Below are 22483 nucleotides of genomic sequence, written 5' to 3' on the forward strand. Positions count from 1 at the left end.
CTATTATTACAGCTATTAGTAAAAAACCTTGTGTTTTTAAACGTGTTAATGCACGATTATTTTATTTGTCATTAATGTCAAATGAGTTTATCTCTCCTCATTAAAGTACCTGAAATCGTATCGGCTGTTGTTTAAAATTTAAATCTTTATAGCATCATTGTTTTATTGTAGCTAATATTTAAATATTAATTAATAAATAAATAATTCATATTTAAATATTTGTTAAAGTTTTTTTTATACTTTTACAGCAGATTTACTAACATAAATATTTGAAATAAAGCACTATAATTCAGGATTTCAGTAATTGGTTATTATTTATTGGCTAAAACGGGGGGCCTTTAAAAGTTTAAACAATTTAATATTATGAGGTATTTTTTCGACTACATTGAACACTTTTGGATATCCCTGAGTTCATTCCCGTTTGTTATTCAGGTTGCCATTTTCTTTATTTTCTTTAGCTGTACAGCAACTCTTACCTTTATGATTATTGTTTTTGTGGTAAGAAGGGATAAAGAAAGGCGTGAAAAAATTGTAAAAGAGCTTCGTCCGCGTATTTTCTCATTTTTGCGTAATATACTCATTGCTAAAGATGAGTATAGTGATACTGAGGTTTACAGCATGTTTATAGAAAATTTCGGAGAGCTTTCGCGCAAAACCTATATTTCATTGATACCCACGCTTGAAGATGTTGTTAAGCAGGAAAAACAGCATATGGAGTCTCATAACTATGACAGCGTTATCAGGGGGCTGAAGATAGATGACTATCTTGAAAAAAGAATTGATTTTTCTAATACTAAAATACGCCTTCGCGCATTTCAGTCGCTTTCAAGGCTCGACCTTACCATATCAGATTCCAAAATATTACCGCATACCTATTCCAGGAACTCATCATTAAGAAAAGAATCAAGGGCATCTTATATTGGTGTAAGTAACAACGACCCGTTCAAGTTTTTCGATCAGGAAAATGATATGAACCAATGGGATCAGATTAGCCTTATGCAGCAATTCGTGCTGCACCACCAGGAGAGCCTGCCAAACTTTAGTAAGTGGATTAAATATAGTAAAGACAAGCAGCAGATAAAATTCTTTATAAAGCTGGTGGCTTACTTCAGGCAAACCACCGCTGTAGAGTCTTTAACCGAATACCTTAGCCATGAAGACCACCAGGTTCGCCGTGAAGCCATCCTCGCTATGGGTACTATGCGTGTTAAAGAGATAGAATCGCGCCTTATAAGGATGTATAACAACCAGCCATTTGTATGCCAAAATGCAATTATCGAGGCAATTTCATATATCAACTCCGGTAAGGCAATTGGATTCCTTAAAAGTGCTTATGAGATGGCAAACAACCACGATGCACGGAAACTTATAGCTGAAGTAATATATCTTTATGGTAAGCAGGGCAGGGCATATTTTGAGGAGCTTCTTCAAACCGAAACAGGATTTAACCTGCTTATATTAGAGCATGTTAAAAACCCTTTGATTCCTTCAGCGTTGCGCACCTATCATCAGATGCACGAAAATGATTCATTCACACCGATAGAAGCAAAAATGAGAATGAATGAACCTGTATTGCCCCAGAAAGATATAGAATAAAAATAAATACAAATCCTCCCCCTCCCCAAAAATTTATTGCATTATGGGTTTAACCTATAACTTTTTTGAATACTTCGTATTCTTTTACGCATCTTCTATGTTCCTTGTATACCTTACACTCGGGATACTTTCCTTTTTGAATATAACTAGGTACCGTACATATAACTCAAGGCTTGACGATCAGTTTTTAATAGACTCACCACTAACTCCGGGTATATCAGTAGTAGCGCCGGCCTATAATGAAGAAAAAACCATTATAGTAAATGTTAAGTCGCTGCTAACGCTTAATTACCCACTTTTTGAGGTAATTATTGTAAATGACGGTAGTAAAGATAAAACCCTGGAACTGCTTATAGGTGAGTTTGACCTCGTGGAAACGCCTTATGCCTATGTAGAGCGTATTAAGACCAAACCGTTTAAAAGAATATTCAAATCTACAAACGCTAAGTATGCAAAGCTTACAGTTGTAGATAAAATGAACGGCGGTACAAAAGCAGATGCTTCTAACGCGGGTATTAATGCAGCGCAGTATGACTACTTTTTATGTACAGATGTAGATTGTATATTAGAGCGTAATACCATGTTGCGCATGATAAAGCCTATTCTTAACTCTAAAGAAAAGGTTATAGCTGTGGGTGCCACATTGCGAATGTCTAACAGTTGCGATATATCTGATGGTGTTATAGAAAGGGTTAAGCCTCCACAAAAGCTTATACCACGTTTTCAGGAACTTGAATATTTGCGTGCTTACCTGTTTGGTAAAATGGGCTGGAGTCTTGTAAACTGCGTGCCAAACGTATCGGGCGGGTTAGGACTTTTTAATAAGGAAGTGGCTGTAAATGCCGGTGGTTATGATGGTGCCTCTCACGCCGAAGATATGGATATCATGGTAAAAATGGCAGCATACATGATAAACAACCACCAAAAATACAGGATAGAATATATACCGGTTTCCTGTTGCTGGACAGAAGGCCCTCCAAACGTTAAAATTTTAGGCCGCCAGCGTGTAAGGTGGGCTACAGGGCTGGCACAGATATTTTTTGTACACCGTAAAATATTGCTTAACCCAAGATACAAGAAACTGGGCATGGTAACATTCCCTTTCCAAATGATATATGAATTCCTTGCCCCAATAATAGAGGCAACAGGTATTGTGTACTTTATTTACCTGGTGCTTAAAAACGATGTTAACTGGCCTATGGCCGGCTATATATTCCTTTATTCTTATTCGCTTGCCATAATGTTCGGTACACTGGTAATACTGCTCGATAACTTTGTAAAAAGGCAGTATAAAACAGGGCGCGAAACATTTAAGCTGTGGCTGGTAGTATTCCTGGAACCGTTTTTATACCACCCGCTGCTAATCTATTTTTCATTAAAAGGATATTTTAACTTTTATACCTCAAGGCAGATGGAGTGGGGCACAATGACGAGGCAGGGATATGAAAACACAGCTACACCAAAAATCAAAACAGAAGACTCAGTTAATGAATAAGCTCAATACATTTTTAAAAAATATCTGCTGCATTACACTTTTTGTAATGTGCGGTATGGCTTATGGGCAAGGCTCTGATGAGTACTTTAAGATGGCAAAAGAAGCGGTTAAGGAAAAAGGCAATTTTGCCAAAGCTGCCGAGTACTGCGAAAAGGCGTTAGATCTTGCACCGCTGGATATGGATATTAAGGAATATTTGGGCAAATGCTATATGGAGCTTGGCAGGCTTGAAGAGGCAAGAATAGTGCTTCTTGATGTTTTGCAGCACAGCCCCCGCAGGACAGATGCACGCCACTATTTGATAAACATAGAAACCCAGGCAGAGCGCTATGCAAGTGCAGTGTGTTATGTTAATGAATTACTGGAAATTACACCCTACAGCAAAACATTATGGCGCAGGAAAATAAACCTGTACAACCTTATGGATAACAGGGTAGAGGCTAACCGTGAAATAAAGCGTTTGTACCAGATTTTTCCTAACGACCCCGAAATAAAACAGATGTACAATAACGTTCTTAAGGAAGATGCCCTTAAAATGAATAAGGATGGCGACCTTAACAGTGCTGTTAAACAATACCAGTCGGCGTTAATGGTTACTAAAGATGACGAGGAAATGTACCTCAACCTTATTAACCTGTACCTGAAGCTGGGTAATACGAACGAAGCCCTTAATACAGCCGATATGGGCTTGTATCACCTGCCGGGTAATAAAGAAATACTCAATAAAAAGATAGGCATATTGCAGGAGCAGCACCGCTACCAGGAGGCAATAGCCCTTGTGCAGGAGCAGCAGAAAAAAGCCCCTTCGGCATATTATAGCAATTTACTAATTTACCTTACTGCAGAAGCGGCACGTTACCATAAAAATTCTGACCCTTATGTATTGTATGGGCAGCTTTATGATAGGGATAAAGGTAACGATGAAGCGCATGATTACCTGCTTTCAACAGCAATATCCCGTGGTTATTATGCAGATGCATTAACTATTTTAGAACAGGATTTAAAATCGAATCCCAACGATAAGAACCTGCTTTCTAAGCAACTGCTCGTGTATGAGCATTTAGGCAATAAAACCGGCGTGCGCCGAACACTTAGCAGGCTGTACGAGCTATATCCTAACGATAGTGATATTCTCGCCAAATATAATGCCCTTGCTTTTGAAGATGCTAAAGTGCAGTTTACCGAGCAAAATTATAATGAGGCTTTACCGGTATTTATTCGTCTTTCAGAAAATCCTGACTACGGTAAATCGGCAAAAAATTATATCTACTCAATATACCTGGCTAAGAAAAATTATGACCAGGCTATGGATATGATAGAACAACAGATAAGAGAAAACCCTGGGGAGCAGCAGTATATTTTACGTAAAATAGACCTGCTTGCCGCTATGAATGATTATGCCAATGCCTATGAAATGGCAAGGCAGTATAAAGAACAATATCCGGATAACCCCGAGTATAGGTATATGTTCAAGGATATATCTATAGCTTACATAAAATACCTGAATGAAAAAGAAGGCTATGAAACTATAAAAACCATAGCTGATGAACTTGTAGAAGAAGACCCTGATAACCTGCTAGCCTATAATTATGCAATTGGTTCACGCATCGCTATGGGGCAGTATGCAGAAGCTATGGAGATGATACAGGCAGCCCTTTTAAAGTTTCCTGATAATAAAGAAATGAGGCTTAAAGAGGCAGGGGTATATTCGCAAATGGGCGAACATGCAAAAGCTGTTGCCGCATTACAGCAACTAACAGCAGATTATCCGTACAACCATGATATAAAAGGTTCTCTTGTAGAAGAAATGATGTTACAGGCTAAAGCCTATGAAGATGCCGGAGAGCCTTTTCAGGCAAAAGCTGTTTACCATGAAGTACTGCTTGTAAAGCCTAACGATACCCTTGCGGCTATTAAATTGGCAAATATTTACATATCAAGGCAGGAATATCCTGAGGCTATGAAAGTTATAGAAGACAGCCTTGATTTGAATAAAGACAACCCGGAACTGCTTTATAAAAAAGGAGTAATTTATGAGCTAATGGGTGATTTTAGGCGTGCACGCGAATTTCAGGCTAAATATGTACCGCCTGCACACAAGTATGAAGAGCATAAAGACCATCTTGCTTATCTTGACAGCCAGTTACTTAAAAATCAGATTAATATAAGCTACCTTAAAGCTACAGCCGATTCGATATTTGTGCATACCTCTGTTGCAACGCTGGAATATTTAAGGTTTGAAAGGCGCAATACTTTTATTGCCAGGGCAAACTATGCAGCAAGGCCAACAGGTGTTGGTGTCCAGGCGGAAGCGGACTGGTATCATACCTTTAAATCAGAATCATATAAAACAGCACCATATTTTATAGCGAATTTAGGATTTGCCAACCAGTTTTTCCCTAAATTTAAAGGAGCGTTATCGTTGTTCAGCCCGGTTAAAAAAGTATATATGGTAGAGCTTGGCGGTAAATTTGCCAGGCTTCCTGACGACAGGAACTTTATAACCGGTGTACTGGGGGCAGAGCGTACATTTGACAGGCTTTGGGTTAACGCCAAAGTTATGGTAATGAGTGATACGAAAGACCTGTATAACAGCTTTTTTGCGCAGGCCAGATTTTATATGCACAACGAAAAAGATTATGTTACCGCCATGACATCTATAGGTACGGCACCTGAGGATGATAAGCTGGAATTTCAGATAGACACTTTTTTAACCTACGTTAATACTATGGTTGGAGCAGGCTATTTTCATCATCTTAGTCACCGCACCAGTTTTGGTGTGCTGGGCAACTGGTATAATTATCGTGTAAATGATAATGCCTATGTAAATCAATATAACCTGTTCTTAACTATCAGGACTAAATTTTAACTCCTGCTTTATATGTATAAAAAAATTGCCATACTCTTATTAATACTGGCAGGCTGGGGCTGCGATGGCAATCCGCAGGACTTTACCATATACAAAAAAGGTGAAGTAACACCTGTTGTTGTGGTTACAGAACCGGCACTTCACTCCCTAGCCGAAGATCTTTGTGACCTGTTTGAGCAGGTGGCGGGGATACGGCCTAAAATTGTTGAGCAGGCTGGTAAGGATGAAGTTGCTATATCTGTCGGTTTATTTTCAAAGAAAGATAAAAGTGACAATGCCATTTTCTCATTATCACATAAAGAAAAAGCTATTGAAATAAAAGGTATAAATAAAGAGGCATTGTACTACGCCAATCGCTATTTATTTGCTGAGTTTGCCGGGTTTAGCAATTTTAACCTGCAGGCATCAGCAAAAAAAACAAATGAGATAAAAGTACCTATCGACCTTGCTATACGCTTTTCGCCTTCTTTTGAGTATCGGGAGCCCTATTTTCCCGATAACTTTAATAAGGAATACCGCCGCCACAACATGACGCATACCCTGGAAGAGGAGTGGGGGCTTTGGGGCCATAACATTGGCAAAGCAGTGCCTTATAATAAAAAAATGTTTGCTGTTATTGATGGCGAGGTAAACGAAGAGCAATATTGTTTTACCAGCCCCGAGCTTAAAGATGCGCTGGCAGCTTATATAAAAAGCAACCCTGCCGGTACAGGCGCAGGCAGGTATATGATAATGCCAAATGATAATATGCTGGTTTGCCAGTGCGACAGGTGTATAGAGGCGGGCAACACTAAAAACAATGCAAGCCCGGCCGTTTTTTCGATGCTTAACAAGCTCGCAAAGCAGTTACCCGACAGGCAGTTTTTCAGCACGGCCTATATCACTACGCAAAAAGCACCAAATTTTAAGCTCGAAAAAAATACCGGTGTAATGCTTAGTACTATGGAGTTTCCTAAAGCAGTAGTTCTTGCAGAATCTGATAAAAAAAACATGGTAGAAGGCGCTATTGCAGAATGGAAGAAGGTAACGGATAAAATTTACCTTTGGGATTATGCTGTTAACTTTGATAACTACTTTGAGTTTTATCCAACAGTGAGCATTGCACAAAAAAACCTGCAATTTTACAAGAGCAGGGGTGTTACGGGAGTTTTTATGCATGGCAGCGAAGACCGCTATAGCGTGTTTGCAGGTGTAAAATGTTATCTGTATGCAAAATTGCTTCAGGATGCAGATGCAAACATAAAGCGCCATGCAAGCAATTATTTCACGGCTTTATTCCCGCAATCGGGCAGTATGTTGTTTGATTATTTCATAAAAGCAGATCAGCTTGCTGCTGAATCTAAAATTACTCACGATATCTATGGGGGGGTAACGCAGGCACGCAAAAAATATTTAGATGCTTCGGGCTTTAATGCTTTTTACAATAAACTTACACGCCAGGCTGATTCCATACAGGGAGAGGAGAAAGAAAATCTGCAACCGCTGTTGCTCGCTTTTACTTTTCAGAAACTTGAACTGATGCGTACTTCAGGGCTTAAGGATGGGGGTTATGCAATTATGCAGAACAATAAAATGGAGATTAAACCTGAAACACTTGGACTGCTTGAAACGCTTAAGCAACTAAAAGCGGCAACAGGCATCGATGTATATAATGAAAGTGGTGCCACGCTTACAGCTTATATTGAAAACTGGCAGCAGTTACTGGATAAAGGTTACCACAACCTGCTTTATAATAAAAAGCTACAGGTACTTTTTAAAGCTGATGAAGATTATGCCAATAGCCGCATGCTGATTGACGGTGCCACCGGATTTACAGATTATTATAACAACTGGATGCTCTTTACACAAGATGTATTAAAAGTAAAAGCAGAAGCCGCAGATGTTGCTGGTGCAACCTCGGTTGTAATGAACTTTCTTCATGATCCGAGGCACAAAATATACCTGCCGCAAAGGGTAGAGGTGCTAATAAATAATCGGGAATACCAAACCACGCTCCCGGTAGTAGAGGGTAAAAAGCCTGCTATAGTTACTGTATCAATACCTATAGAATTAAAAAGCGATGATAAAGCCATTACAATAGGTGTAATTAAGCAGGAACAATATGAAAACAGGTCGGCAGCAACAGATGAGATTTATTTTAAAAAATAACAGCATGAAAAGCCCTATAAAAAAATTAGCGCAAACATGTAAAGCCATAACCTGCTTTATGGTTTTTATTGCCATAGGCGGTTGCCAGGGCAGTGGCGAAAATGCCTTTCTTGAACTTACCACTATGGAGATAGAAGACCCGGTAAGGCATTATTACCCGATATTGCAGGGGTTGGAACAAAACATAGTGATAAAGGTTACCAATACAGGCGAACACCCATTAAAACTGTTTAAGGTATTGCCTTCATGCGGCTGCACTATTGCAGAATTTACTACCCATGCCATTGCACCGGGTAACGACGGGTTTATAGAATTAAAATATAACAGCACCAAAAATATCGGCGAAGTTGGGGTTTATACCACTATAGTAGCCAATACAAAAGAGCATTCTCATACTACCTATTTTGATATTCATGTGGTGCCCGATGCTCTGTATACTAAAGATTATGAGGAACTGTACCACATAGAGCAGGAGAAGAAGGGCGGCCTGCAGGAAATGGTTGAAGGGGAAACAAACGAGCGTGGTTATATAGTAGACTCTACCGAAGTTAGGAAATATATGTAAGAAGTTATCATCCCGCTGCGGCGGGATTTTATATTTTTGCGCATATACATAATACATGGATTTTTATTCTTCCCGCGTTACTGCGTTTGCAGCAGAACTTACTAAATACAAAAAGCAGTATAACCTTATAAGCACAGCAAGGTTTATAGTTGCTGTAATCTTTCTGGTACTGATTTATCTCGTTATCAGGCAGCGGAGTATGTCAGGTTTTACGGTTCCAGCATTTGTTTTAATTGCAATTTTCATTGTACTGCTGCGCCTCCACAGTATTATAATATTTAAAAAGCAAAGGGCAGCTATACTGGTTGCAGTAAACCAGGATGAGATAAACCACTTGTTGCGTAAAGGGAGTAATTTTTATAACGGTAAAGAGTTTATAAGCCCAAAGCACCCGTACTCTCACGACCTTGATATATTTGGGGATAATTCGCTTTACCAGCACCTTAACCGCACCGAAACCTATAAAGGTAGCCAAATGCTTGCCGAAAGGCTGTCTGCGCCTTTATCAGAAACAGAAATACTAAAAACACAGGCAGCAGTTAAAGAGCTTGTAGCTAAACCTGAATGGCGGCAGGAGATAGAGGCACTTGGCAGGATAAAAAAAGACAGCAGAAGTACCTATAATATTCTTGTTGCGTGGAGCAAAACACCAACACTAAAAATAGATGTATTAAGCACTGTACTGTCTGTTGCAGGGCCTGTGGCATTACTCAGTAGTTTTATTGGTTATTTAATAACCGGTAATGGAGAGTTGCTTTCTGCGTGTACATACATTTTCAGCTTTAACCTGCTTACTGCTATGGCAAAAGCCAAAGCCATAAAAAAAGAAGTGGCAAATACTACAGTAATAGGCGAAATAGTAAATCAGTACCGCCTTATAATTGACTGTATTGAGCAGGAAAATTTTACATCTGAAAAACTCATCGAAATCAAAAATAAGCTTGGTCATGATAGTACTTCAGCGGGCAGTCTTATAAAAAAGCTGGCTATGCTGTTTGGGCAATTAGATACTGTAGCCAATGTTTTTGTAGCCATTTTATTTAATGGCCTGTTTCAGTACCACATTCATATTTTCAAGGCATTACAGGTTTGGAAGAAAAACCATGCCACACAAATACCACAATGGCTTGATGCCATAGCCGAAACCGAAGCACTGAACAGCTTTGCAAACTTCAGCTATAATAATCCCGGTTATGTATTTCCCATACTTAATAAGGACTATGCCATTAATTTTAAAGATCTTGCACATCCGCTTTTAAATCCTGCGACAAGAATAGGCAATGATATTGACTTTACTCCGCGCTTTACCATACTCACAGGCTCTAATATGTCGGGCAAGAGTACATTTTTGCGCAGCCTGGGCATTAATATGGTTTTGGCAGGTGCCGGTGCTCCTGTGTGTGCCGCATCTGCTAATGTACATCCGTTGCCTGTACTGGTTTCAATGCGCCTTTCCGATTCGTTATCAGACAGCGAATCGTATTTCTTTGCCGAAATAAAAAGGCTGAAATTCATTATGGACGAACTCGACAGCAAACGCTCTTTTGTGCTGCTTGATGAAATATTGCGAGGTACCAATTCTGACGATAAACGTACCGGCACGATAGAAGTAGTAAAAAAGATGGTCCGGAAAATGGCTATTGGCGCCATTGCTACGCATGATATCGAAGTCTGCAATATTGCTGCTGATTATCCTGAAAGCCTTATAAACAGGTGCTTTGAAGTAGAAATAGCTGATAACGAACTTCATTTTGATTATAAACTTCGTGATGGTATATGCCGCAACAAGAGTGCAACATTTCTCATGAAAAAAACAGGCGTTATTTAAGTTTAAGTTTTAATTAACTGATAAGGCTTTCTTAATTAAGGTGTTACCGGTTTAATAGTTAGTAACTTCATGCTGAGTATTTACTAACATTAAAACTATATTAAACGTATGCCTTTTTTTAAAACCAATTCAGTGAGCCTTTCAGGCAATTCAGAAGAAGTTAAAATATTTTATCAGGATATTGGCAGGGGCAAGCCTGTAGTGCTGATACATGGGTGGCCGCTAAACAGCGATATGTGGGAATACCAGTTTAACGAACTGCCTAAACACAATATTCGCGTGATAGCCTACGACAGGCGCGGATATGGCAAATCATCCCGACCGTGGGACGGCTATGACTATGATACCTTTGCCGCCGACTTAGACCTGTTACTTAAAGAGCTCGAGCTTATTGATGTAACATTAGTTGGATTTTCTATGGGTGGCGGCGAGGCCGCACGCTACGTATCTAAATATAATACTGAAGGCAGAGTAACCAGAGTTGCTTTTGTAAGCGCGGTAACGCCTTTCCTGTTGCAGACTAACGATAACCCAACCGGAATACCGCAAGACCAGTTTGAAGGGATGCGCGAGCAGCTTGAAGACGACCGTGCAAAATTTTTAGCAGATTTCGGAAAGAAATTCTACGGCGTTCACCTGTTTAGCCATCCGGTTAGCGATGAGCACATGCACCACGACCTGATGATGTACTTTCAGGCAGCGGGTTATGCCACAATAAAATCTATGAATGCATGGTCGACCACCGACTTTAGGGGCGACCTTGAAAACGTAAAAATACCAACACTTGTTATTCATGGTAAGGCTGATGAGACTGTGCCAATTGATGCCTCGGCAGATGAAACCGTTAAGTACATACCGCAGGCCCGCTACATCGTGTATGACGATGCCCCGCACGGGTTGCACTACACCCACAAGAATAAGTTTAATGAAGACTTAATCAGCTTCATAAACTCATAATTATACTTATAACCATAACCGCAATTAACCGAATGGTGATTTGCGGTTTTTTAACTAAAATAAATCATGGCAATACAAACCGTAAACCCTTATACAAACATACCGGGAAAAGAATTTGATGAACTTACTGAAGAACAAATAGAAGCTAAAATAAGTACGGCCGACAAAGCTTATGCTGACTGGCGCGACACTCCTGTAAAGGAGAGATGCGCCATACTTGCTAAGGTTGCACAATTGCTTCAGGATAAAAAAGACAAACTTGCAAAGCTGATTACAGAAGAAATGGGCAAGCTTATTTCTGAAAGCAGGGATGAGATAGACATAAGTTCAGCTATTTACAAGTATTATGCTGATAATGCTGAGTCTTTTTTACAGGACAGGCAGCTTGAAGTAGAAAAAGGCAGCGCCTATATTAAATATACACCTATAGGCATTATTTTAGGCGTAGAGCCATGGAATTATCCTTTCTACCAGGTGGCAAGGCTTGCAGCGCCAAACATAGCGGCAGGCAATGTTATAATGATTAAGCATGCCTCTATAGTACCACAGTGTGCACAGGCCATAGAAGATATTTTTAAGGAAGCCGGCGCACCGGAAGGCGTTTATACCAACCTATTTGTGTCGGGCAAAAACATTGGCAGGCTTGCAGATGATAAGCGCATAAAAGGATTATCACTTACAGGAAGTGAAGAGGCAGGCGCGAGCCTTGCCGAAGCCGCAGGTAAAAACCTGAAAAAATCGGTACTGGAGCTTGGCGGCAGCGACCCCTTTATTGTGCTTGATGACGCCGACTTAGACCATGCTGTAAAAATGGCTTTTGCAGGGCGTATGAAAAACATGGGGCAATCCTGCACAGCAGCAAAACGTATGATTGTAGATGAAAAAATTGCTGATGAGTTTACTGAAAAGCTGGCTGAAAAAGTAAGGAATATGCGTGTAGGAGACCCATCTGAAGAAGATACTGAAATTGGCCCGTTAAGTAGTGAAGATGCAGCCAAAAAGCTGCACGAACAGATTACCGAAACTATAGAGCAGGGAGCAAAAGTACTATTAGGCGGTAAGCGTATGGACAGGGCAGGCGCTTTTATAGAACCTGCTATATTAACAGATATTAAACCGGGCATGACAGCCTATCATGAAGAGCTTTTTGGCCCTGTAATTTCTATCTTTAAAGTTAAGGGCGAGGAGGAAGCCGTAAAGCTGGCTAATGACTCTGATTTTGGATTGGGCGGCTCTGTTTACAGTAAAAATATTGCGAGGGCAGAACGCGTGGCAGATCAGATAGAAACAGGTATGGTGTTTATTAACGAGCCTACCAGTTCCAGCCCCGAACTGCCTTTTGGCGGCATTAAACGCTCGGGCTACGGGCGTGAGCTGTCCGATTTAGGCATACACGAGTTTGTAAACAAAAAACTTATCAGGATAAGCGGTAAAGACGGTTCTAAAAGAAAGACGGAATAGTAATAAAAATCAAAAACCCGGTACATAAAAGTAACCGGGTTTTCTTTATTTAAGGTTGATTAAAAGCGTTTTTAGCTGTTAAGCATTACGGGCATAACAAGCATGGTAACGGTTTCGCCTTCGTCAAGGCCGTCAACCGGGGTAAGGATACCTGCGCGGTTTGGTAACGACATTTCAAGCATTATCTCATCACTGTGCAGGTTGTTAAGCATTTCTGTAAGGAAACGCGAATTAAAGCCAATCTGCATATCATCACCCTGATAGTCGCACGTAAGGCGTTCTTCCGCTTTGTTTGAATAATCAATATCTTCAGCAGAAATATTAAGTTCGGTACCCGCTATTTTAAGCCTTATCTGGTGTGTGGTCTTGTTAGAGAAGATAGCCACACGGCGCACAGAACTCAAAAACTGAACGCGGTTTATAAGCAGCTTGTTAGGATTTTCTTTTGGTATAACCGCCTCATAGTTAGGGTATTTACCGTCTATTAGTCGGCAGGTAAGCACATAATTATCAAAAGAAAAAGTAGCGTTGCTGTCGTTATATTCAATTTTAACCTCCGCATCAGATGTTGCAAGGATACCTTTAAGAATATTAAGCGGTTTTTTCGGCATGATAAAGTCTGCCACCTGAGAAGCCTTAACATCAGTACGGGCATATTTAACCAGCTTGTGTGCATCTGTAGCCACAAACGTTAAGCCTTCCGGCGAAAACTGGAAAAACACGCCTGACATTACCGGGCGAAGATCGTCGTTACCGGCCGCGAATATAGTTTTGCTTACTGCTGTGGCAAGCACCTCTGCAGGCACAAGGGTTGAAGAAGGATCTTCAAGCACTACAGCTTTAGGAAATTCTTCGCCTGCTGCATAGGCAAGTGCATATTTACCCGAGTTTGAGCTTATTTCTATTGTGTTGTTATCTTCAACCGTAAAGGTAAGCGGCTGCTCCGGGAAGGTTTTAAGGGTTTCCAGCAATAGCTTTGCGGGTACCGCTACGCTGCCCTGGCTGTCAGAATCTATTTCTAAGGTTGCCGACATTGTCGTTTCAAGGTCTGAAGCCGAAACGGTTAGCCTGCTGTTATCCAATTCGAATAGGAAATTATCCAATATTGGCAGGGTATTGCTGCTGTTGATAACGCTGCCTAATACCTGCAACTGTTTAAGCAAATAAGAGCTGGATACTATAAATTTCATCGCTTTATTTTATAAATTAGTGTAAAATTGTGAAAATTTTACATTTCACAAATATATCGTAATCCTGTTTAATACTGAAACTTTTTTATTAACACTAAGCAGTGTATTTTCGCCTGCGCAGATAAGTAAATACCACCCCGAAAACAATCAGTATCACTATTGGTAATCCGACGGTTATAAACTGTGCCATAGTATAGCCGGTATAAACTCTTTCTTTGTCAAGCATTGGCAGGCTTACTTCCTTACCGCGTATGTTAATAAGTCCGTTATCATCAAGCAGGTAGTTAACGCAGTTCATCAGGAACTCTTTGTTATCATACATATTTTTTGTCCACTTGTCATAACCCAGCTCCAGCGGCTGGTAGTTCTGGTCGAGCTGGTTCTTAACAATATCGCCGTCAGATATTATTATCATTTTGTTATCTGCGCCTGTAGTTTTATAGGTATTATCCTTAAAAGGCAGTATGCGATTTTCATACATTGACTGGAATTTACCTTCCAGCAATACCGATACAGGAATAAAACCATGATTTTCATAATCCTGAGGTTTGGTTTCTTCAGCAACCATATCAAGGTTAACCTCTACAGGCGTGCCTATTGGCTTGGAGTATTGCGAAGTATTAAGCAGCACTGTTTTTTTAATGCCGTTTTTCAGCGTATCGATAGGATTGGTAAATTCAAACTTAACACCGCCCATGTTTTTTACTATCGGGTGACCAGCATCTTTGTTATAGGTAGTGTCAGGATATACAAAAGGTGAAAAACGCCACGGATATTCCTGGTACTGCGTGCCGCTGCCCTGTGCGCCTACTGCTAGTTTAATAGGTGTAGATACTTCATCTTTTATAATATCAGGCTGTAGCCTGAAGCCGTACTTAAAGAACATATCAGCAAGGTTAAGGTCGCGAGGGTAGGCCAGGGTAGTACCAGTTTCATTATACAGGCTGTCCATATCAATCTGTACGGCATCTACCATCCAAAGGGTTTTACCGCCGTTAACGATAAACTGGTCGAGCACCTCTTTTTCTTCTTCGCTAAAACGTTGTGTAGGCTTGGCTATAATAGCAAGGTCAAATTCTTTTAGCTGCGCTAGTGTTTTTTGTGGGTTTGCCGCAACAGAATCAAGTGGAAATGCGGCTATAAAATAGCTTTCGCGTACCTGCTTTAAAAAATCGGCCATGAGCAGGTCGTGCATCTCACCGTTTCCTTTTATAACTGCAATTTTCTTCTCTTTTTCTTTTGTAATTTTATTCAGGCCGTCGGCAAGCGCATACTCAAGGTGCTGTACAGAGCTTTCCACCTTTTCGGCAGTAGAGGCTCCAATCTGGTTTTTCAGTAACGGAATTTTTGTGCTCTTATCACCATAAGTAGCTATTGCCCAAGGATACACCATTTCCTGTGTTTGTTTGCCCCTATAATCCATCGTCACACTAATTGGCATCAGGCCATTCCCCTTGAAGGATTCAAATATAGCCTTATCCAAATCAGTTATTCCATAAATACTTTTTTTTACCTCTCTTTCTTCTTCTTCGGAACGAATTGTGTTATCAAGTTTAAATAGATTATAGATGAGTAAAAACTTTTCTTCATCTGCGACTGAATCACCCAGAGGATTAAAAAATCTAAACTTTATGTTAGAATTATACGCATGAAACTCTTCAAGCAACTGGCGGGTTTCATCCTGTAGTTTCTTAAACTCACCCGGAAATTCTCCCTCTAAAAAAACATCTATATATAGCGGTTCATCTATACCTTCTACAAGCGAAAGTGTAGTTTCCGACAGTGTATAACGATTATCATGCGTAAGGTCGAAACGCTTAAATATAAAGCTCCCTGCAAAATTGAGCACAAGTAAAACAATAACCGTTACTGCAAGTTGCCTCAAACTTTTTTTCTTTCCTGTTTCCATTACCATTTAAGCGATTTAAGTTTGTAAACAGTTAACGACAGGAAAAGCACTGCTATGCTTATAAAATAAATAACATCGCGCGTGTCTATAACGCCACGGCTCATGCTTTTAAAATGGCTGTCCATTCCGATAGAAGATATGATATTTCCTGCTGCGCCACCTGCATAGCCGGAAAGCCCCTCAAATCCGAAATAAAACAAAAAGCAAAGGAATACAGCTGCTATAAAAGCCACAATCTGGTTATCAGATAATGATGAACTGAAAATGCCTATTGCAGTATAGCCTGCTATAAGGAACAGTAGCCCGAAATATGAGCCCAGTGTGCTGCCCATATCAATATTACCCTGCGGCAACCCAAGGTCAGAAATTACAAATACATAAACTATTGTCGGCAAAAGCGCCAGCAGTATCAGTACAAATGCACCAAAAAACTTACCTGTGGCAATTTCCCAAACGGTTAGCGGTTTTGTAAAAAGCAATTCTATTGTACCCTGCTTTTTTTCGTCAGAAAAGCTTCGCATGGTTACTGCCGGTATTAAAAATATCAGTATCCACGGTACCAGCGTAAAGAAGGGCGTAAGGTCGGCAAAGCCGCTGTTCAGGATGTTAAAGTCACCATCAAAAACCCAAAGGAAAAGCCCGTTGAGCAGCAGGAATACCGCTATGACCAGGTAACCTATCGGCGACCCGAAAAAAGATTTTATTTCTCTTAAAAGTAAGGCTTTCATTAAACTGTAAGTCTTAAAAATTTTGTTGTAAAGTTACAAGTATTCTCTGTAAAAACTAATCGAGTGTTACCAGCCTGTCAACACTCCAGGCTTCAGGCTTATCGCGAAACAGTTTTTTGGTAAAAGACCACACCTCTTTAAACAATTCCGAATTGCGGTAGCTTTCAAGGTCGGCTTCGTTTTCCCAGTAGCTGTAGGTAAAAAATACAGTAGGGTCGGCTTTGTCACGGTACAGTTCTAAAAAACGGTTGCCGGGGTAATTTCGTATATGCTGCTTCACTTGTTCAAAATTCTGAAGAAAGGCTTCCACCTTATCAGCCTCAAAACTCATTTTTACAATTCGTATAAACATTTGTTTTATATATGTTATTTAAAAACAATATTAACCACATCGCGGTATTTAAGTCCCAAGAGCGTGCGTGCGGTACCAACCGTTAACGGGTTACTGCGGAATATAGCAATTTCAAGATAGCCTGCTTCATTAAAAATAGCCAGCTTTTCGCCTTCATAATCTTTTAAGGAAAACCTTTCGTTTACAGTAAAATCAGAATAACCCTCTTTAACCGCTTTTATTGTCTTATTCCCGAAATTGATCTCGTAGCCGCGCCCTCTCCCAATTTCTTTAAATAGCCTTTTGGTAATGTTGGTAATGCAGTTGCCAAAATGGTCTATATATACTACATATCCTTTAATGGTGGTGTTATCATGGCTTATAACCGGCTGTAGCTGGTTTACGGGTTTAACCTCTGTTATTTCCCTGCCAATTACATTCAGCAAACCACCACGCGAAAGGTGGCAAGCAACTTTTACAAACACATCCATCTCGGTAGCATCGGTGCCAAAACGGTCATGCACAGTAATTTCAACCACTTTTTCAGGTACAATTTTTTGGGATAAAATACTGGGAATGCCATTATCGGCACACACAAAAAAATGCCCGTCCCATTCCATTGCTATATGCCTGTTCTCTTTGCTGAGTTCGGCATCAACACCTATAATGTGAACGGTGCCTTTGGGGAAGCTGCTGTATGCCGCACTGATTATGTAGCTGGCCTCGGCAATATTAAAAAGATCTACATCATGGGATATATCTATAATAACCGCTTCAGGGTAGTCTGAAAGGATTTTTCCCTTAAGGGCGCCCACAAAATGGTCTTTCAGGCCAAAGTCGGTTGTAAGGGTAATTATTGACATAAAATTGTGTAAAACTTTTATTAGGCGCGATTAAAATTTCACTAAATTTGAATGCAAAGCTACTAATTATATAGCGATATTTTTAATTTAAAAAAACTGCTTTTGAACGAAAGGACAATTGAACTTACAGACATAGCCCCGAAAGATTTCTGGGGCGCACAGGATGCCCACCTGGAAACCATAAAAAAATACTACCCAAAATTAAAAATAGTGGCACGCGGCACAACCCTTAAAGCATTTGGCGAAAAAGAAATGCTGGACGAGTTTGAAAAGCGGTTTAAGAGGCTGATGGTGCACTTTTCCCGATACAACAGGATAGATGATAATGTTATAGAGCGCGTTATACAAAGCGACCAGCAGGTAGAGCAGATGGATGCATCTGACAAGATACTGGTGCACGGGCTTGGCGGCAAACTTATTAAAGCCATGACCCCGAACCAGCAAAAGCTGGTTGACCTGATGCAGAAAAATGATATGGTTTTTGCGGTAGGCCCAGCCGGTACAGGTAAAACCTATACGGGTGTTGCACTGGCCGTAAAAGCGCTTAAGGAAAAGCAGGTAAAGCGTATTATACTTACCCGCCCTGCGGTAGAAGCAGGTGAGAACCTGGGCTTTTTACCTGGAGACATGAAAGAGAAGCTCGACCCCTACATGCAGCCGTTGTATGACGCGCTGCGCGACATGATACCGCCTGAAAAACTGGAAGATTACCTTCTTAAAGGTATAGTTCAGATAGCGCCGCTAGCGTTTATGCGTGGCCGTACGCTTGACAATGCTTTTGTAATATTGGATGAAGCCCAGAACACCACCCACTCGCAAATGAAAATGTTCCTTACGCGTATGGGTAAGCAGGCTAAATTTATGATTACGGGCGATCCGGGACAGGTTGACCTTCCGCGCCGTGTAATAAGCGGACTTAAGGAGGCTTTACTGGTATTAAAAGATATAGAAGGCATCGGTATGATATACCTTGACGATAAAGATGTGGTACGCCACAGGCTGGTTAAAAAGGTTATTGATGCCTACAAGGCTATTGAGAATCATGATTAAAACATAGTCTAAAGTTTAAAAGTGTAAAGTCATAAAGTAACCATTGAAAGTGTAAACTTTCGGTGGTTTTTGATTTATTTTATGAAGTTCTTCAAAAAAGCAGGGTTAGCCTTTTTACTGATAGCTACAGTAATTTTAATAGCAGGATGTTTCTTTTTGTTTGATGCCAGTATTGGTACTTATGGTGTAATCAGGACCATTGGCTGGGCGTGGGAATTTTCGGGAGTTCTTCAAGTAGTATTTATATTTACTCTTTTGCTCTCTTTTTTGGGTTATGTAATAATGTATGCTATAAAAGCAAGGTTCAGTAAAAAGGTTTTAATCTTCAATATTACATTTCTTGCTGCTTCTGTAATATGTTCACTCTTTTTGAAGATAACCGATAGCCTGGTTTTTGTTTTAACTATTGGTTAATTCTTTCAGCAATGCTGATGTTATATACTAATATTATTATTGCGTTGGTAAGGAAAAGAAGTTAATAAACTTACCAAACTTTATTACTTTTGCAGCTTAACTGCTAACACACAACAACTGTTATGAATACCATAACCAAAACAGATTTTAATTTCCCTGTGCAAAAGTCGGTTTACCGTGGCAAGGTACGCGAGGTTTACAATATTAATGACGAACTGCTGGTAATGATAGCCACCGACAGGCTTTCGGCTTTTGATGTTATTATGCCAAAAGGCATTCCATACAAAGGGCAGATACTGAACCAGATTGCCACAAAATTTATGCGCCTTACCGAAGATGTAGTGCCTAACTGGCTCCTGGATACACCCGACCCTAATGTTGCCGTAGGGCTTGTATGCGAACCTTTTAAAGTAGAAATGGTTATTCGCGGTTACCTTAGCGGACACGCTGCGCGCGAGTATGCTGCCGGAAAGCGCATTCTTTGCGGGGTTGAACTGCCGGAAGGAATGAAGGAGAACGATAAATTCCCTGCACCGATTATAACACCTACCACAAAAGCGGATAACGGCGAGCACGATATGGATATATCGCGCGAGGATATTATTACAAAAGGGGTGGTTTCTGAAGAAGATTATAAAGTACTTGAGAAATATACCCGCGATCTTTTTAAGCGTGGCACCGAGATTGCGGCATCTCGAGGCCTGATACTGGTAGATACCAAATATGAATTCGGGCGCACTAAAGACGGCAGGATAGTGCTTATTGATGAGATACATACGCCTGACTCTTCCCGTTACTTTTATGCAGAAGGTTATGAGCAGCGCCAAAACAGGGGAGAAGCCCAAAAGCAGCTTAGTAAAGAATTTGTCAGGCAGTGGCTTATTGCAAACGGGTTTCAGGGTAAAGAAGGCCAGCAGATACCCGATATGGATGAAGCGTATGTTGAAAGCGTTTCAGAAAGGTATATAGAACTTTATGAAAATATCATTGGTGAGAAGTTTTCTAAAGCTGATATATCCGATATCCATAAAAGAATAGAAAAAAATGTACTCGATTATTTGAATAAATAATCTGTTAAAATAGTTACATCATCGCCCTGCTTATGCGGGGCGATGCTTTTTTTATATGCAGGCATAACAAGATAATAGCTGTTAAAATTTTGTTAAAAAAGTGTTTTCGGGTAACGTTAGCCTTTGTGTATGCGTCTATTATACCAAACGGCTTAATCAACCGTTGCTCATTAAAGCAAGTAATAAACAATCATAATCATCAAATCATCAATCATGAAAAAAACGATCATTTATTTAAGCCTGGCTCTTGTAGCCTTCAGTAGCACAACATTTGCTGCCACTGTTTCAACTGCCCAAAAAGTTGAGTTTGTTAGAGAGTACAACGATATGACACCGCTTTGTGTTGCCATATGCAAGGGAGACCTTGAAACGGTAAAAAAGTTTGTTGAGTATGGGGCAGATGTTAATGAAAAGTCTAATGGGATGACGCCGCTTATGCTCGCAGCCCGTTACAATCAGGTAGAAATGATAAAGCTGCTTTTAGAGAACGGCGCAAACTTAAAGCAGGAAGACCAGAAAGGTTTTACGGCTACTAAGTATGCAGAGCTTTCTAATGCAAAAGAAGCGCTTGCAGTACTGAAGGAAGCCAAAAATGCGTAAGCATTCCTGAACAAAAACAGTCTTAAATGAAAAAGCATCTGCCATGGCAGATGCTTTGTTTATTTTTAGCTGAAGTACGAATACGAATCTTCATTCTTCATTTTAAGCAGCGTTTCATAAATAAGTCGGATTACATTCTCAACATCATCGCGGTGCACCATTTCTACGGTAGTGTGCATATAACGCAGCGGTAAAGATATTAGTGCACTTGCCACACCACCGTTACTGTAGGCAAAAGCATCAGTATCGGTACCTGTAACGCGAGATGAAGCCAGCCTCTGAAAAGGTATTTCATTAGCAGTTGCGGTATCAATAATCAGTTCGCGCAGCTTGTTCTGCACAGCAGGGGCATAGGTAATAACCGGCCCCTTGCCTATTGTAGTGTCACCTTCAATACGCTTATCTATCATAGGCGTTGTGGTATCGTGGCAAACATCGGTAACTATGGCAGCATTTGGGCGAATTGTTTTGGTAATCATTTCGGCACCGCGAAGTCCTACTTCTTCCTGTACAGAGTTGGTTATATACAACCCGAAAGGCAGTTTCTTTTTGTTTTCATGAAGCAGGCGTGCTACTTCGGCAATCATAAACCCGCCAATGCGGTTGTCAATGGCACGGCAAACAAATTTGTTGTCGTTAAGCACCATAAACTCGTCAGGATAAGTAATTACACAACCTACATGAACACCAAGCTTTTCTACTTCTTCCTTGGTATTGCAGCCCAGGTCTATAAAAATGGTTTCAATCTTTGCCGGCTCTTCTTTGCTGCGGTTGCGGGTGTGTATGGCCGGCCAGCCGAATACACCTTTCACAATTCCGTTTTTGGTATGGATATTGACACGCTTAGATGGGGCAATCATGTGGTCTGACCCACCGTTGCGGATTACATAAACAAGTCCGTTATCGGTAATGTAGTTAACATACCACGATATTTCGTCGCTGTGGCCCTCTATAACTACCTTGTAAGGTGCATCGGGGTTAATTACACCCACAGCAGAGCCATAGGTATCGGTAATAAAAGTATCTACATAGGGCTTCAGATATTCCATCCATATTTTTTGTCCCTCGGCTTCAAAGCCGGTAGGAGAGGCGTTATTGAGGTATTTTTCGAGAAAAGTAATTGAGTTGTCGTTTAAAACAGATTTTGAAGACATAGATTATTTTTATGATTTTTCGCTAAATTAATAATTTGAAAACAGAGTTACGTATAAATGCATATTTTTGAATTAAATTTTAAGAAGATGAAAACACGGTTTTTGTTCCTGTTGCTGGCTATCATTTCAGTTTCTGCAAATGCGCAGGAAATTGTTACTGATACCGTTAAGGGTGTAACAGAGAATGATTCCATTTCTTTTAACATGGAGATGCAGGAAATTGTTATCTCTAATGTAAAGGACACGCTTAGTGCC

Annotated in this window: 18 protein-coding genes; 12 read left to right on the top strand and 6 right to left on the bottom strand. The window is 40.3% G+C overall.

Annotated elements, in window-relative coordinates; genetic code table 11:
• The first annotated feature begins 363 nt into the window (after positions 1-363).
• The 8 genes from Q0K96_RS11255 to Q0K96_RS11290 all read left to right on the top strand — a co-directional run bounded on the left by Q0K96_RS11255 (position 364) and on the right by Q0K96_RS11290 (position 12919).
• Positions 364-1596: a HEAT repeat domain-containing protein gene (locus tag Q0K96_RS11255; protein WP_297334092.1), complete on the top strand. Its 1233-nt coding sequence runs from the start codon at positions 364-366 to the stop codon at positions 1594-1596.
• Positions 1597-1639: 43 nt separating this feature from the next.
• Positions 1640-3091 (top strand): glycosyltransferase, encoded by a 1452-nt coding sequence (locus tag Q0K96_RS11260; protein ID WP_297334093.1) that lies wholly within the window; start codon positions 1640-1642, stop codon positions 3089-3091.
• The gene (locus Q0K96_RS11265; protein WP_297334094.1) at positions 3084-5960 is read left to right on the top strand and encodes a tetratricopeptide repeat protein; all 2877 of its coding nucleotides are present in this window, start codon (positions 3084-3086) and stop codon (positions 5958-5960) included. Before Q0K96_RS11260 ends, Q0K96_RS11265 begins: the two co-directional genes overlap by 8 nt.
• 12 nt (positions 5961-5972) lie before the next feature.
• Positions 5973-8108 carry a DUF4838 domain-containing protein gene (locus tag Q0K96_RS11270; protein WP_297334095.1) on the top strand — a complete coding sequence of 712 codons (2136 nt, stop codon included), beginning with the start codon at positions 5973-5975 and terminating at the stop codon, positions 8106-8108.
• 4 nt (positions 8109-8112) lie between these two features.
• The gene (locus Q0K96_RS11275; RefSeq protein ID WP_297334096.1) at positions 8113-8673 is read left to right on the top strand and encodes a DUF1573 domain-containing protein; all 561 of its coding nucleotides are present in this window, start codon (positions 8113-8115) and stop codon (positions 8671-8673) included.
• A 55-nt stretch (positions 8674-8728) separates the two neighbouring features.
• Complete coding sequence (locus tag Q0K96_RS11280) at positions 8729-10501, top strand: DNA mismatch repair protein (RefSeq protein ID WP_297334097.1); 1773 nt, start codon at positions 8729-8731, stop codon at positions 10499-10501.
• Positions 10502-10609: 108 nt separating this feature from the next.
• Positions 10610-11458 (top strand): alpha/beta hydrolase, encoded by an 849-nt coding sequence (locus Q0K96_RS11285; RefSeq protein ID WP_297334098.1) that lies wholly within the window; start codon positions 10610-10612, stop codon positions 11456-11458.
• Positions 11459-11524: 66 nt separating this feature from the next.
• A complete protein-coding gene (locus tag Q0K96_RS11290) occupies positions 11525-12919 on the top strand; it encodes an NAD-dependent succinate-semialdehyde dehydrogenase (protein ID WP_297334099.1) in 1395 nt (464 codons plus the stop codon).
• Positions 12920-12990: 71 nt separating this feature from the next.
• Here the strand turns inward: Q0K96_RS11290 and dnaN are convergent, their stop codons facing one another.
• The 5 genes from dnaN to Q0K96_RS11315 all read right to left on the bottom strand — a co-directional run bounded on the left by dnaN (position 12991) and on the right by Q0K96_RS11315 (position 17940).
• Positions 12991-14109 (bottom strand): DNA polymerase III subunit beta, encoded by a 1119-nt coding sequence (dnaN, locus tag Q0K96_RS11295; protein WP_223052182.1) that lies wholly within the window; start codon positions 14107-14109, stop codon positions 12991-12993.
• A gap of 94 nt (positions 14110-14203) precedes the next feature.
• Complete coding sequence (gene gldG / locus Q0K96_RS11300) at positions 14204-16018, bottom strand: gliding motility-associated ABC transporter substrate-binding protein GldG (protein WP_297334100.1); 1815 nt, start codon at positions 16016-16018, stop codon at positions 14204-14206.
• Positions 16018-16746 (bottom strand): gliding motility-associated ABC transporter permease subunit GldF, encoded by a 729-nt coding sequence (gene gldF, locus Q0K96_RS11305; protein WP_297334101.1) that lies wholly within the window; start codon positions 16744-16746, stop codon positions 16018-16020. The genes gldG and gldF overlap by 1 nt, the downstream gene beginning before the upstream one ends.
• A gap of 55 nt (positions 16747-16801) precedes the next feature.
• On the bottom strand, positions 16802-17098 hold the full coding sequence (locus Q0K96_RS11310; protein WP_297334102.1) for an antibiotic biosynthesis monooxygenase family protein: 297 nt from the start codon (positions 17096-17098) through the stop codon (positions 16802-16804).
• Positions 17099-17112: 14 nt separating this feature from the next.
• Positions 17113-17940 (bottom strand): SAM-dependent chlorinase/fluorinase, encoded by an 828-nt coding sequence (locus Q0K96_RS11315; protein WP_297334103.1) that lies wholly within the window; start codon positions 17938-17940, stop codon positions 17113-17115.
• Between the two features lie 102 nt (positions 17941-18042).
• On the opposite strand from Q0K96_RS11315, the gene Q0K96_RS11320 reads away from it, so the two are divergent.
• The 4 genes from Q0K96_RS11320 to Q0K96_RS11335 all read left to right on the top strand — a co-directional run bounded on the left by Q0K96_RS11320 (position 18043) and on the right by Q0K96_RS11335 (position 21074).
• Positions 18043-18990: a PhoH family protein gene (locus tag Q0K96_RS11320; RefSeq protein ID WP_223052187.1), complete on the top strand. Its 948-nt coding sequence runs from the start codon at positions 18043-18045 to the stop codon at positions 18988-18990.
• 81 nt (positions 18991-19071) lie between these two features.
• Positions 19072-19404: a hypothetical protein gene (locus tag Q0K96_RS11325; protein WP_297334104.1), complete on the top strand. Its 333-nt coding sequence runs from the start codon at positions 19072-19074 to the stop codon at positions 19402-19404.
• 122 nt (positions 19405-19526) lie between these two features.
• The gene (locus Q0K96_RS11330; RefSeq protein WP_297334105.1) at positions 19527-20474 is read left to right on the top strand and encodes a phosphoribosylaminoimidazolesuccinocarboxamide synthase; all 948 of its coding nucleotides are present in this window, start codon (positions 19527-19529) and stop codon (positions 20472-20474) included.
• A 213-nt stretch (positions 20475-20687) separates the two neighbouring features.
• Positions 20688-21074, top strand: coding sequence for an ankyrin repeat domain-containing protein (locus tag Q0K96_RS11335; protein ID WP_297334106.1), 387 nt, complete (start codon positions 20688-20690; stop codon positions 21072-21074).
• Between the two features lie 65 nt (positions 21075-21139).
• Here Q0K96_RS11335 and Q0K96_RS11340 read toward each other — a convergent pair whose 3' ends face one another.
• A complete protein-coding gene (locus tag Q0K96_RS11340; protein ID WP_297334107.1) occupies positions 21140-22228 on the bottom strand; it encodes a M42 family metallopeptidase in 1089 nt (362 codons plus the stop codon).
• Positions 22229-22483: the final 255 nt, after the last annotated feature.

It is taken from the genome of Flavobacterium sp., assembly GCF_024305175.1.
Classification (GTDB): Bacteria; Bacteroidota; Bacteroidia; order Flavobacteriales; family Flavobacteriaceae; genus Flavobacterium.